The sequence below is a fragment of the Mesorhizobium waitakense genome (genome assembly GCF_056431085.1).
In genome coordinates this window covers 172996-186624 of sequence record NZ_JBWKME010000051.1, presented here as the reverse complement: position 1 = coordinate 186624, position 13629 = coordinate 172996, and the positions used below count along the sequence as shown (strand labels likewise).

11 protein-coding genes are annotated in these 13629 nt (G+C 63.5%); all 11 read right to left on the bottom strand.

The genetic code is table 11. The features are described from left to right. Window positions 1-105: 105 nt before the first annotated feature. Window positions 106-402, bottom strand: coding sequence for an AzlD family protein (locus AC07FD_RS12975; protein ID WP_478350187.1), 297 nt, complete (start codon window positions 400-402; stop codon window positions 106-108). Beyond that, entirely contained in the window at window positions 399-1127 is a 729-nt protein-coding gene (locus tag AC07FD_RS12970) for an AzlC family ABC transporter permease (RefSeq protein WP_478350186.1), read from the bottom strand. The genes AC07FD_RS12975 and AC07FD_RS12970 overlap by 4 nt, the downstream gene beginning before the upstream one ends. A gap of 111 nt (window positions 1128-1238) precedes the next feature. Next, window positions 1239-1931: a DUF2461 domain-containing protein gene (locus AC07FD_RS12965; RefSeq protein ID WP_095086970.1), complete on the bottom strand. Its 693-nt coding sequence runs from the start codon at window positions 1929-1931 to the stop codon at window positions 1239-1241. Then, a complete protein-coding gene (gene ligA / locus AC07FD_RS12960) occupies window positions 1931-4135 on the bottom strand; it encodes an NAD-dependent DNA ligase LigA (RefSeq protein WP_478350185.1) in 2205 nt (734 codons plus the stop codon). The genes AC07FD_RS12965 and ligA overlap by 1 nt, the downstream gene beginning before the upstream one ends. A gap of 264 nt (window positions 4136-4399) precedes the next feature. Further along, complete coding sequence (gene recN / locus AC07FD_RS12955; protein ID WP_478350184.1) at window positions 4400-6073, bottom strand: DNA repair protein RecN; 1674 nt, start codon at window positions 6071-6073, stop codon at window positions 4400-4402. A 202-nt stretch (window positions 6074-6275) separates the two neighbouring features. Beyond that, the gene (locus AC07FD_RS12950; RefSeq protein WP_095086961.1) at window positions 6276-7148 is read right to left on the bottom strand and encodes an outer membrane protein assembly factor BamD; all 873 of its coding nucleotides are present in this window, start codon (window positions 7146-7148) and stop codon (window positions 6276-6278) included. A gap of 262 nt (window positions 7149-7410) precedes the next feature. After that, window positions 7411-8361 (bottom strand): UDP-3-O-acyl-N-acetylglucosamine deacetylase, encoded by a 951-nt coding sequence (gene lpxC, locus AC07FD_RS12945; protein ID WP_478350183.1) that lies wholly within the window; start codon window positions 8359-8361, stop codon window positions 7411-7413. Between the two features lie 280 nt (window positions 8362-8641). Further along, a complete protein-coding gene (ftsZ, locus tag AC07FD_RS12940; protein ID WP_095086956.1) occupies window positions 8642-10312 on the bottom strand; it encodes a cell division protein FtsZ in 1671 nt (556 codons plus the stop codon). Between the two features lie 66 nt (window positions 10313-10378). Continuing rightward, the gene (gene ftsA / locus AC07FD_RS12935) at window positions 10379-11686 is read right to left on the bottom strand and encodes a cell division protein FtsA (protein WP_478350182.1); all 1308 of its coding nucleotides are present in this window, start codon (window positions 11684-11686) and stop codon (window positions 10379-10381) included. Then, window positions 11683-12624, bottom strand: coding sequence for a cell division protein FtsQ/DivIB (locus AC07FD_RS12930; RefSeq protein ID WP_478350181.1), 942 nt, complete (start codon window positions 12622-12624; stop codon window positions 11683-11685). The genes ftsA and AC07FD_RS12930 overlap by 4 nt, the downstream gene beginning before the upstream one ends. Further along, window positions 12612-13538, bottom strand: a complete 927-nt coding sequence (locus AC07FD_RS12925; RefSeq protein ID WP_478350180.1) for a D-alanine--D-alanine ligase — start codon at window positions 13536-13538, stop codon at window positions 12612-12614. Before AC07FD_RS12925 ends, AC07FD_RS12930 begins: the two co-directional genes overlap by 13 nt. Window positions 13539-13629: the final 91 nt, after the last annotated feature.

Below are 13629 nucleotides of genomic sequence, written 5' to 3'. Positions count from 1 at the left end.
GTAACCCATGTATCCGGTTCAAAGTGTTACCCATCTATCGGCTGGACACCGGCAGGGCAATGAGGGGCGGCGCCAACCGTTCGAGACGATCGCGCGGCAGAATTCCTACCCGACGAACTGCCGCGCGACGATCAACACCGCCGCGCCGGCGAGAAACATCGACATCAGCCCGCCGCGCAGCGAAACCACGGCGGTGACAACCAGTGCTGCCCATTCCGCCGGTCCGGCGTTCAACAGCTCCGGCGCGACCAGTGTCGTCAGCACCGCCGCCGGTACCGCATTGAGGCCGGCCTCAACGCGCGGATGGATGTTGTCGAAACGGGAGATGACCAGATGCCCGCCAATGCGCGTCAGATAGGTCGCGATCGCACCAGCGATGATGATCCAGAATGTCGTGCTCATGGCCGCGCCTTCACGCCGCTGTGGTGAGGTGGCAGGATGACGGCAAGCAGCACACCGGCAACCGCGCCGATCGAGACGTGCCAGGGCGAGCCGACCGTCTTGTAGGCGATGATCGAGGCGGCGGCGCTGGCAATGACCACCGGCAACCACAGCGGCCGCTTGCGAAAGCCCAGGACAAGACCGAGAAAATAGATCGGCAGCAGGAAATCGATGCCCAGCGCATGCGTGTCGGGGATCAGCTTGCCGAACACCGCGCCAAGCGCGCTTTCGATCACCCAGAACACATAGACCGGAAGACCGAGCCCAAGATACCAGGCGAAGCCGACCGTCTGGCCGGATTGCGCCCTCGCCTCGGCCACCGCGAATTGTGGATCGGTGAGGATGAAATAGCCGAGCGCTTGGCTGATGACAGGCCAGTGCGCAATGCGCCGGCCGATACCGGCGGAATAGAGCACATGGCGGAAATTGACGGCGAAGATCGACAGCACGATCAGCCACGGCGCCACATGTTGGCCGAACAGCTGGATGCCGACCATCTGGCTGGCGCCGCCGTAGACCAACGCGCTCATCAGGAAGGCTTCGAAGACCGAGAAGCCATTGTCGACCGCAAGCGCCCCGAACAGCACCGCGAATGGCGCCGACGCCACCACGACAGGTATCGAGAGCCGCACGCCCTGCCAGAAATCGCTCCTTGCACCACTCTCGGAGATTGCGTCCGTCGCCATCAATCACTCCCTTGCGAAGGGCGGTATGTAGGTGGCGCAGCCCGGTCTGTCACACGAATTTGCTTGAGCCAAATGATCAGCGGAAATGATCGTCGTGATGCTTGTCGAAGGCTAGGCGGCGAGGGCTTTGCCCTCGATCGCCCTGCCCCAGTCGAGAAGCGGCCTGGCGCGCAAGGTGAAATCGACGAGTTCGCCGACCAGCTGCGCACCATGGATCCCCGCCGGGTCGATCACATGCTGGACGACAAAATGCCGGTTGCGGATGGCGTCCGTCAGATCGGGTTCGCTGATCTGCTCGAAACCGCGTGGGGTACGCTTCATGCGGCCTTCCGTCTCAAGCTCAAGGCCGTTCTTCTTCAGCGCCTTTACCATGGCGCGGAACTTGTCAGGCTGCGTCGCGATGGCTTTGCGCATAGCCAGCAGCAGTGCCGGCTCCGGCTGCCACCAGGCAACGTCGGCAAAGCAACCCTCAAGCCCGACATGAACGTAGAACACGCCGTGCGCCATCTTGGTGCCGTCGGGCGACAGGATCGCCGACAGATGCCGGTTGTAAGGTCGCTTGTCCTTGGCGAAGCGCACGTCGCGGTTGATACGGAACAGCGACTTCTTGCGATCGCCGCGCAGGCCGAGCCCAGCTTGCGTGAAACGCTCCGTGAGCGTTTCGACCAGATCGCCGAAGGGGTCGCGCAACTCCTTCTCGAACAGGTCGCGGTTTTCCAGGAACCACTCCCGGCTCTGATGGAAATCCAGTGCCTTCAGGAACGGAATGGCCTTCGGCCCGAAACCCTTGAATGCACCTTCCATCACGCCTTGCCGATCCGCACCAGCCAGGCGTCCTCGTTGATCACTTCGACGCCGAGCTCGCTGGCAAACTTGAGCTTGGAGCCGGCGCCCGGCCCGGCGACCACCAGATCCGTCTTCGCCGAAACAGAACCCGCGACCTTCGCGCCGAGGCGTTCGGCCATTGCCTTGGCTTCGGGGCGGGTCATCTTTTCCAGCGTGCCTGTGAACACGATCGTCTTGCCGGCCACCGCGCTGTCGGCCGAGATGGTCACGATATACGGCTTCGGCTTGACCTGTTTGAGCAGCGCGTCCAGCACGTCGTCGTTGCGTTCGTTGCCGAAGAAGTCGCGTAGCGCATCGATGACCGTGTCGCCGATGCCGTTGACCGATGGGAAAACGCTGTGCGGATCGTCGGCCGCCGCTGTCTCCTTGCCGACGCGGATCAGTTCCTCGATGGTCGAGAAGGTTTTGGCAAGCACTGCGGCCGTGGTTTCGCCGATATGGCGGATGCCGAGCGCGAAGATGAAGCGGTCCAGTTCCGGTTCGCGGCGCGAGTCGATGGCAGCAAACAGTTTGTCGAGGCCTTCGTAATTGCGATCCTCGACGCTGCGCACATTCTTGCGCGTCTTGCCCGATGCCGCCTCGCGCTGCCTGGCCTGCTCCTCACGCCGCTCGGCCAACGCCTTGGTGACGGCCGGACGGCGATCCCTGAGCGTGAAGATATCGGCGGCTGTCTTGATCAATCCCGCATTGAAGAAAGTGTCTATGTTCTCGGCGCCCAGGCCTTCGATGTCCAAGGCACCGCGTGACACGAAGTGCCGCAATCCTTCCACGGCCTGCGCGGGGCAGATCAGTTCGCCGGTGCAACGGCGGCGGGAATCTTCCTTGCCTGTCTTCTCGTTGATTTCGCGCGTCGCGGGCGAGCCGCAGATCGGACAGGTGTGCGGGAATTCGTATGGCACGGCGTCGGGCGGACGCTTGTCGATGACAACGCTGACGATCTGCGGAATGACGTCCCCTGCCCGCTGGATCACCACCGTGTCGCCGATGCGCACGTCGATGCCGTCGCGGATCGGTTGGCCCGTGCTGTCCAGGCCCTTGATATAGTCCTCATTGTGCAGCGTGACGTTTTCGACCACGACGCCGCCGACCGTGACCGGCGCCAGCCGCGCAACCGGCGCCAGCGTGCCGGTGCGGCCGACCTGGATGTCGATCTTCTGCACGGTCGTCATCGCCTGTTCGGCGGGGAATTTATGCGCAACCGCCCAGCGCGGCTCGCCCGTGACGAAACCCCATCTGCGCTGCAGCTCCAGCTGGTCGACCTTGTAGACGACGCCATCAATGTCGTAGCCCAACGAGGAGCGCTGCTCCTCGATCCGATGATAATGCGCGATCAACTCCTCGGCCGACTTCGCCCGCACCATCAGCGGGCTGATCGCGAAACCCCAATCCTTGAACTTCTGCACGGCGCCGTACTGGGTCGGAGCGGGATCCTCCGACGTATAGCCCCAGGCATAGGCGAAGAATTTGAGGTTGCGGCTGGCGGTGACGGATGGATCCTTCTGGCGCAGGGAACCGGCCGCGGTGTTGCGCGGATTGACGTAGTCCTGCCCGCCAACCGCCGCCGAGCGTTGCTTCAACGCCTCGAATTCCGCGTAGGTCATATAGACCTCGCCGCGTATCTCGATGATTTCGGGCCAGCCCGAACCCTTCAGCTTCGCGGGGATGTCGGCGATCGTCCTGAGATTGGCGGTGATGTCCTCGCCGACGGCACCGTCGCCACGCGTTGCGCCCTGCACGAACACGCCGCTTTCATAACGCAGCGAAGCCGACAGACCGTCGATCTTCGGCTCGGCCGTGAAGGCTATGTCGAGATCCTTGTCGCGATCGAAGAACCGCCGGCCGCGTTCGATGAAATCCGCGACATCCTCGTCGGTATAGGCCTTGGCGAGGCTGAGCATCGGCACCGCATGGCGCACCTTGGCGAAGCCTTCCGCCGGCGCCGCGCCAACCCGGCGCGACGGCGAATCCTCGCGCACCAGCGCCGGAAAACGCTGCTCGATGGCAAGATTGCGCCGTGCCAGCGCATCATATTCCGCATCGGAGATTACCGGCGCATCCTCGGTATGGTAGCGCCGGTCATGCTCGGCGATCTCTTCCGCCAGGCGCTTCAGCTCGGCTTCGGCTTCGCTGTCTGTCAGGGCATCGACTGGTTTTTCGAACATGGTTTCAGACCCGGCTCATAGATGTATGCCGCCCAAAAATGCGCAGCGGTTTTGGGACAACGACACGCATAGCGACAAAGACCCAGAGCACGTCGCGCAAATCCGATTCGGCGCGACGCGCTTTGGTGGTCCGCGACCATAGATCAGCTTTCGCATTCAAGGGAGCAAAATTCTAATAAAACCGCGCCGAAACAGCGGGATGGCGCCACAAGCTGACTCTGTTGCGAAGCCGGGATTTTTGCCAGCCCGGCGAACCGTGCATCGTCAGGACGCGGCGGTGTTCTCGCGCAGCAGCCGCTCGGCGGCAGCGCGCGCCTCGTCGGTGATGGTGGCGCCGGCTAGCATGCGCGCGATCTCTTCCTGCCGCGCCGGCCGGTCCATCTCGGCAATGCCGGTCGCGACGCGGTCGGTGCTGCCCGACTTGGAGATCAGGAAATGCGTCGCCGCACGCGCTGCCACCTGCGGCGCATGCGTGACCGACAGCACCTGGACGCGCTTCGACAATCGCGCCAGCCGCTGGCCGATGGCGTCGGCGACCGCGCCGCCCACGCCGGTGTCGATTTCATCGAAAACCAGCGTTGGCGCCGAGCCACGGTCGGCCAGCGCCACCTTCAGCGCCAACAGGAAGCGCGACAGCTCACCGCCGGAAGCGACCTTCATCATCGGCCCGGGCCGTGTGCCTGGATTGGTGCGCACCCAGAATTCGATCTGGTCGATGCCTTCTTCCATGCGGCCCTCGGCCTCGCTCTTCATCTCGACGATGAAGGCGGCGCGTTCGAGCTTTAGAGCCGGCAACTCGGCCATGACCGCCTTGGTCAGGCCGACCGCCGCCGCATGGCGCAGCGAGGACAGCTGTGCGGCGGCAATGTCATAGGTCTCGCGCGCCGCGGCAGCCTGCTTTTCGAGCCCATGCAAGCGTTCCTCGCCGGCATCGAGATCGGCGAGATCGGCCGACATCGTGTCGCGCAATTGCGCCAGGTCGTCGACGGCGACAGTGTGCTTGCGCGAAGCGGCGCGCAGCGAAAACAACCGCTCCTCGGCCTTCTCCAGCCGCTGTGGATCATATTCGGTGGCGCGCAGCGCGGCCTCGACGCCCGATTGCGCGGCATCGAGCGACAGCATTGCCTCGTCGAGCGACTTGACCACGTCATCAAGCAGGCCCGGCGCTTCCGTCACCTTGCGCTGCAGCCGTCTGAGCAGGCTCGCCAGTTGCGGCAAGGGCGAGGACGGACCGGACAGCACATCTTGCGCGTCATGGATTTCGGAAGCGATCTTCTCCGCCCGCATCATGGATGCGCGCAGCTCAGCGAGATCGGTCTCCTCGCCCGGCTGCGGATCGAGCTTCGTCAGTTCCGCCACCGCCGCACGCAGATAGTCGGCCTCGCGCGCGGCCGCCGCCACCTTGGCGCTGTGACGCGACAGCTCCTGCTCGCAGGCGCGCCAGTGCCGCCACGCCTCGCCGGTCGAGCGGACAGCGCCGAGATGGCCGCCGAAAGCGTCAAGCACATCGCGGTGTGCGCCGGGATCGACCAGAGCGCGTTCGTCGTGCTGGCCGTGGATCTCGACCAGCGCGCGGCCGACATCGCGCATCAGCGTGACGCTCGAAGGCTGATCGTTGACGAAGACGCGGGTGCGGCCATCCGCCGTCTGCAGGCGGCGCAGGATGATGTCGCCGTCGTCGTCGATGGCGTTTTCGGCAAGCAGTGCACGGGCCGGATGGTTGCGCGGCACGTCGAAGACGGCGATCACCTGGCCCTGCGCCGCGCCATGGCGCACAAGCGACGCGTCGCCGCGCGCGCCGAGCGCCAGCGACAGGGCATCGAGCAGGATGGATTTGCCGGCGCCGGTTTCGCCGGTCAGCACGGAAAGACCCGGCTGGAAGTCGATATCCAGCTTCTCGATCAGGACGATATCGCGGATCGACAGTCTGGAAAGCATCAGAACCCGGACCTATTGCATGTCGCCCAAAAGTGGACCCGGTTTTGGGATAACGACATGCACAAAAACAAAAGACTTAAAGCGCGATGCGCTTTAGAGCGGCACGCGACCATCTGGAGTCGCAGCGCCGCACTATCTTTTTGTTTGGGCACCGGATCAATCCGAAAAAGCGTTGCGTACGCTTCGGTCCAATGCTCTGGGGTCAGGCGCCGCCGGTGATCATCTTCCCGGCCTTGGATATCCACGAGCCGGCATTCTCGCGCGGTGCAAGTCCATTGCTCTGCAGCAGCTTGTAGGAATCCTTGTACCACGAACTGTCGGGGTAGTTGGTGCCGAGCACCGCAGCGGCGGTCTGTGCCTCCGAGGTCAGCCCCATCGCGTAGTAGCTTTCGGTCAGGCGGGCGAGCGCCTCCTCTACGTGGCGTGTGTTTGAGTAGTTCTCCACCACGGTGCGGAAGCGCTTGACGGCGGCGATGTATTCGCGCCGCTCGAGATAGTAGCGGCCGATCTGCATTTCCTTGCCGGCCAGCTGGTCGTTGGCGAAGCGCATCTTTTCCTTGGCGTCATCTACATATTCCGATGTCGGCCAGCGCGTCACCAGGTCCTGCATCGTCTGAAGGGTCTGGCGCGCTTCCTTCTGGTCCTGCGTCACGTCCTTGATCTGGCGGTAGTAGCTCAAGCCGATGATGTACTGCGCGTAAGCGGCGTCGTCAGTCGACGGATAGAGCGTGAGGTAGCGTTTGGCCGAGCCGATCGCCTCGTCGTAGTTGCCCTGGCGATAGTCGGCGAAAGCGCCCATCACCATCGATTTGCGGGCGAATTCCGAATAAGGATGCTGGCGGTCGACGGCATCGAATTTGCGGCTCGCCTCTTGCAGGCGCCCGGCATTCAGATTGGCAAGACCTTGATTGTAGAGAACATCGGCCGGCTCGGTCTGGTCGACATAGGTCGACAGGTCGATATCTTTCTCCGACGACATGCAGGCCGACAGGAAGAGCGATGGAACAACCACCGAAAGCGCCAGGAAAACAGCCCGCTGCGGCGCTTTCGATTGACCAACTCGCTTGAAGAACATGATTGGATTCCGCCCTTTCGGCGTTATTTCAATGCGTGTTGCATGCCGTGGTCCCAAACTTGATCCCCACTTTTGAGCGACATGCCCTAATCGACGGCAGCAGCCATAAACCATAACCGCCTTGCCCGGCAACGCTATCGCCGGCCAATCGCACATTTTTGTGGCAGCCGGACGCTGCTTGAAAATCAGTGCAATTTCACCAAAAGGTGATGCATTCGTGCAACACCTCTATCTGCCAGGAATCCGAAAAAAGTTAAGTAAATCAGATCATCCAAGGCGCGTAGAGCGGCGCGTTGACGGCGTTCATCTCGGCGCTGCGGCCGCGCTCGCGCCGTGTCGTCTCGACGATCTCGAATGCCGTGCGATCCGACAGCAGACGGCGCAGCGCGGCGGCATTCATCCTGTGGCCGCCGCGATAGGAGCGGAAGCAGCCGATGAAACGAGCGCCGGCCAGCGCCAGGTCGCCCATGGCGTCAAGCGTCTTGTGGCGGACGAATTCGTTGGGATAACGCAGGCCGCCCATGTTGATGACGCGGTTGTCGTCACCGATCACCAGCGAATTCTCCAGCGAGGAGCCCAGCGCATAGCCGGCGGCCCACAGCCGCTCGACGTCCTTCATGAAGCCGAAGGTGCGGGCGCGCGCGAGGTCGCGGCGGAAAATATCGGCGTTGAGGTCGGACGCAAACAGCTGCCGGCCGATTGCCGGGCTTTCGAAGTCGATCTCGATCTCGAAACGGGTGCCGTCGTAAGGCTTGAACTCCGCCCACGAGGCGCCGTTCTCGATGCGAACCGGCTTGATGACCCTGATATAACGGCGCTTGACCGACAGCGTCTCGACGCCAGCCTGGTCGATGGCTTCGACGAACGCCATGGCGCTGCCGTCGAAGATGGGAACCTCGGAACCGTCGATCTCGATGGCGACATTGTCGATGCCGAGCCCGAACAGCGCCGCCATGATGTGCTCTACCGTGGCGATGTGCTCACCAGCGGGATCACCAAGCATGGTGCACAGGTCTGTGGCGCCGACTTCGGAAACCAGGGCACGAACCTCGCGGCCCTGCTCTGCGCCCTTGAAAAGCTGGAACACGATGCCGGTATCGGCATCTGCCGGCATGAAGCTGATGGAAACTTCCTTGCCGCTGTGGACGCCGGTGCCGGTAAGCGACGCGCGCGTCTTCACTGTCGTCTGATAGTCGTGCAAGACAATCCCCATAAGCCCGTAATGCCTAAGGTCCGCTTCTCCAGCCCGAGGGCGCGGCTCTTGTTGAAACCGGCAGGCAGGGCGACTTCCCCCGAAATCCTGACAAACCGACTATGGTGGCCGGAAGATAATGTCGCGGGTGGGAGACTCCAAATCACGGTTTCTTACTCTTTGTAACCGCGAGCCGGATCCAGTTGATCTTGATAAGCCATTGAAAACTCGTCATTTTAAGCGTTAACAGGCAAGCAATTCCTTGCTTGCCTGTTAACAATTCTTAAAGCCCGTTTACCGATCAGTTGGCCTGACGGCGCAGGAACGCCGGAATCTCCAGCTGATCATCGTCCTGAGTCGCCCTCACCTGCGGCGTCAGGCGGCCCTGCTCGTCGAGTTGACCGCGGCGCGGTGCGTAGAGCTGCGCATCCTGGCTGGCAAGACGGCGCACCTCAGGCGCTGCCTGGCGCAGCTTGGGTTCGCGCGGCTGCGCCGGCTGCAGCCGTGCAGGCTCTTCCTCGCGACGGGTCAGGCCGTTGGTCAGGCGCTTCAGCAGGCCCATCGGTCCGCTGCTGTTCTCGTGGTCGGCCGGGCGGTTCTTGGCATCCACCTCGGCCTTGACGACAGGCGGAAAGTCCTCGACGCGCGGCATCCGCTGCGGCGCCATCGCAACCGGTTGCGGCGCTTCACGCAGCATTTCGCGCGGCTGCGGGGCCGGCTGTGCCACGGGCTGTGGCATCGGCTGTGCTGGCGGTGCCTGGAAGATCTTGCTCTGCGGGCGGAAATCCTCCGTATGGGCAACGGGAGCCGGACGAGCCTGCGCCATCGCCGCTGCATTTGCTTCCGCCAACTGGATGGCTTCTGCGACCGGGTCGACGGCGCGCGGTTCGTAAGCTGCCTGCTGGACCGGCGTCGGGCGGCTTTCCACAGCGGCAACGGCCGGGCGGCTGACCGGCTTCTGCGGAGCGGTGCGGATCGAGATCGGCGCTGCGGCGATTTCCGCCGCCGACTTGTCGATACCCGTGGCAACCACCGAGACGCGGATGACGCCTTCGAGTTCTTCGTCGAAGGTGGCGCCGAGGATGATGTTGGCATCCTGGTCGACTTCCTCGCGGATGCGGGTCGCCGCTTCGTCAACCTCGAACAGGGTCAGGTCGCGGCCGCCGGTAATCGAGATCAGCAGGCCCTTGGCGCCCTTCATCGAGGTCTCGTCGAGCAGCGGGTTGGCAATGGCAGCCTCGGCTGCGGCCATCGCACGGCCCTCGCCCGAAGCCTCGCCGGTGCCCATCATAGCCTTGCCCATCTCGCGCATGACCGAACGCACGTCGGCGAAGTCGAGGTTGATCAGGCCTTCCTTGACCATCAGGTCGGTGATGCAGGCAACACCGGAATAGAGCACCTGGTCGGCCATGGCGAAGGCGTCGGCGAAGGTCGTCTTGTCATTGGCCAGCCGGAACAGGTTCTGGTTGGGGATGACGATCAGCGTATCGACGCATTTCTGCAGCTCTTCGATGCCAAAATCCGCCGTCTTCATGCGGCGCTGGCCTTCGAAATGGAACGGCTTGGTGACGACGCCGACGGTGAGGATGCCCTTTTCGCGTGCGGCACGCGCCACGACTGGAGCCGCACCCGTGCCGGTGCCGCCGCCCATGCCGGCGGTGACGAAGCACATATGGGTGTTGGACAGATGATCGATGATCTCGTCGATGCATTCCTCCGCCGCCGCGCGGCCGACTTCCGGCTGCGATCCGGCGCCAAGGCCTTCGGTGACATGCGCGCCGAGCTGGATCAGTCGATCGGCCTTCGACATGGTCAGCGCCTGAGCGTCGGTGTTGGCCACCACGAACTCGACACCGCGCAGACCGGCGGTGATCATGTTGTTGACGGCATTGCCGCCGCCGCCGCCGACACCGAACACGGTGATCCGCGGCTTAAGCTCGGTGATGTCCGGCTTCTGCAGATTGATCGTCATTGTCTCCGTCCTTTGCCTTTCACGCCGCTTCGCCGCCGCGGCCGCCTATGGGGCTGTCCCCGTCAATTAGAAACTGTCTCTCAACCACTGACTCATGCGATGCAGTTTTCCACCCGTTCCGGTCATTCTGAGACCGGAAATTCCTTTAGCCGGATGGCTCTCGAAGCTCGCCATCTGCGGATAGATCAGAAGCCCTACCGCAGCCGAGAAGGCCGGTCCCTTCGCCGCTTCCGGCAGGCCGGCCACGCCAAGCGGGCGGCCGATGCGCACATTGCGTCCGAGGATCCGGCGAGCCGCCTCCGGCAGGCCGGCAAGCTGGCTGGCGCCGCCGGTCAAGACGACGCGCTTGCCCACTGCATTGCCGTAGCCGGACTTGTTCAGCCGGTCGCGCAGCAGTTCGAGCGTCTCGTCGATGCGGGCGCGCACGATGCGCGTCATCACCGAGCGCGGGATCTGCAGGGGCACGTCGCCATCGTCGCCGATCGGTTGGATCGAGACCAGGTCCCGGTCGTCGGCGCTGCCCGGCAATGCCGAGCCATGCATCACCTTCAGCCGCTCGGCGGCGTCGAGCGAGGTCGACAGGCCCTTGGCCATGTCCAGCGTGACATGGTTGCCGCCGATTGCGATGGCGTCGCCATGGACGAACTTGCCGTCCGAAAACACCGAGATCGTGGTCGTGCCGCCGCCCATGTCGATGCAGGCGGCGCCCATTTCCAGTTCGTCGTCGACCAGGGCGGCCAGCCCGCTGGCATAGGGCGTCGCCACCATGCGCTCGACCGACAGGTGCGACCGGTTGATGGAAAGCTCCAGGTTGCGCATCGGCGCGGCGTCGCCCGTCAGCACATGCATGTCGACGCCAAGTGCGTCGCCGACCATGCCGCGCGGATCGCGCACGCCGCGCTCGGCATCGAGCGAAAAGCCGACCGGGAGCGAATGGATCACCTCGCGCTCGGCCTTCAGTGCCTGCTTGGCGCCGGCGCCGAGAACGCGCTTGATATCGGCCTCGTCGGCCTCGTGGCCGCCAAGGTTGATGGTAGCAGAGAAGGCTTCGCTCTTCAGCCGGCCGGCGGTCATGTTGACGATCAGTGAATCGACCGTAAGCCCAGCCATGCGCTCGGCCGCGTCGACGGACAGACGGATGGCATGCTCGGCGCGATCGAGATCGACGACGACACCCGACTTCACGCCCTGCGACTTCTGATGGCCGATGCCGATCACCTGGATCCGGTGCGAGCGGCCGCGCAACAGCTTGCCGTCATCGCTCGGCTTCAGCTTGGCCACCATGCAGCAGACCTTGCTCGAACCGACATCCAGCACCGTCAGGGTGCCGGACCGGCGCGACGCGGCGTCGCCATGACCGCCAAGCCAGTTCATATCTTCGTCTCCGGCTTGCGCTTCAGGCTTTTGGGTTTTTCGTTGAGGGCGGCTTCGCGCTGCGTCGCCGCCTCGGGCGTCAACTGCACGACCAGCCTGTCCGTCAGGCGCATGTCGATGGCGGCGATATCGCGCGACAACAGCCCCTTGTCCTGGTCCATCTTGACGAGCTCGGCGATCGCCTGATCCTCGCCATCCTCGGGAAGCTTGACGGTGATGCCGTTGTCCAGCTTCAGGTCCCAGCGCCGCTCGCCAACGCGGACATAGCCTTTGATCCGGCTCGCGAGTTCAGGATATTTTTCGACCTTGACCAGGAAGTCCGGCGCCTTGGCCGGCGCACCGACGCCGATCAGCAAAGGCAGAAGCACCTGCTTGCCGCCGGAGAACGGCGCAATCACGGCGCCATTCTTCTCGATAACAGAGAGCTCATCGCCCTGCTGCCAGAGCGCGAAGGGCTCGCGCTCTTCGACGCGCACCTCCAGCGTGTGCGGATAGACCTTGCGCACCGCGGCGACCTCGATCCAGGGCAAGGTAGCAATGCGCTCCCGCGCGGCCTCGGCATCGAAACCGATCAGCGAGGTCCAGCCGTCGAGCTCGAGCCTGTCGAGAATGTCGATCTCGGAGGTCTGGCGATTGCCGACCACCTTGACCTGATCGACGGCAAAGCCGGTGCGGGCAGTGACGCTTTGGACGATGCCGTCGACATGGCCGCCGAGATAGGCGCCATAGGCACTGCTCGAGACAAGCAGCACGGCAGACATCATGGCCGCGGAGAAGCGCGGCGCCTGGAATTCACCCACGCCCAGGCGCGCAAGAACACGCACCGGGCGGCGAAGCACACGCGGCAGCACGAAATGGCCTGATGACAACGGCAAGCCGAACAGCGCCGGCCCTGCCGCGCCCTTCCCCTTGCCTTGTCCCCATTTCAACGCAGACACGAAGCGTCCTCCACCATCCAACTCAACAAATCGCCAAACGAGTGCCCGGCCTGGGCGGCGATTTCAGGCACCAAGGACGTCGGCGTCATACCCGGCTGGGTGTTGACCTCGAGCCAGACAACCTCGCCGTTTTCGGAATGCCGATCGTCATAACGGAAGTCCGACCGGGAAACGCCCCGACAGCCGATCGCTTGATGAGCCTTGAGCGCCAGTGTTTGTATTTTTTGGTAAATATTCGGTGAAACTTTTGCGGGGCATTCGTGCTTTGATCCCCCCGCGACATATTTTGAATCATAGTCGTAGAAGGAATGGCCGGTCGGGATGATCTCGCAGACCCCCAGAGCGACATCGCCCATTACGGCGCAGGTCAGCTCGCGGCCATGGATGTAGCGTTCGACCATGACGGTATCGCCATACTTCCATTCGGACGAGCCGATGACCTGCGGCGGATGCGACTGCCCCTCATGCACGATGACGACGCCGAAGCTCGACCCCTCATTGACGGGCTTCACCACATAGGGCGGCTTCATCGGGTGCTTGTTCTGGATGGCGAAGCGGCTGGCGACCTTCGATTCGGCGACAGGGACACCGACCGATTTGGCAACCCGCTTGGCCTGCTCCTTGTTCATGGCCAGCGCTGAAGCGAGCACGCCGGAATGCGTATAGGGGACACCGAGATATTCGAGGATACCTTGGATGGTACCATCCTCGCCAAACGGACCATGCAGCGCATTGAACGCGACACCCGGCCGGAGTTCGGCAAGCACCGAGCCGACATCGCGCCCGACATCGACGCGCGTGACCTGGTAGCCTTCCTTCTCGAGCTCATCGGCACAAGCCTTTCCCGAGGACAGGGACACGGGCCGCTCGGACGAGAAACCTCCCAGCAGGACGGCCACATGCTTGCTTTTCATTCCCCCGTCATCCCCTCTCACCGCGGACCAAAAACCAAGATTTCCGCAACATTGAGTCCGAGTCTCCCGGCAGGTTGCCCCCCAGACGGAA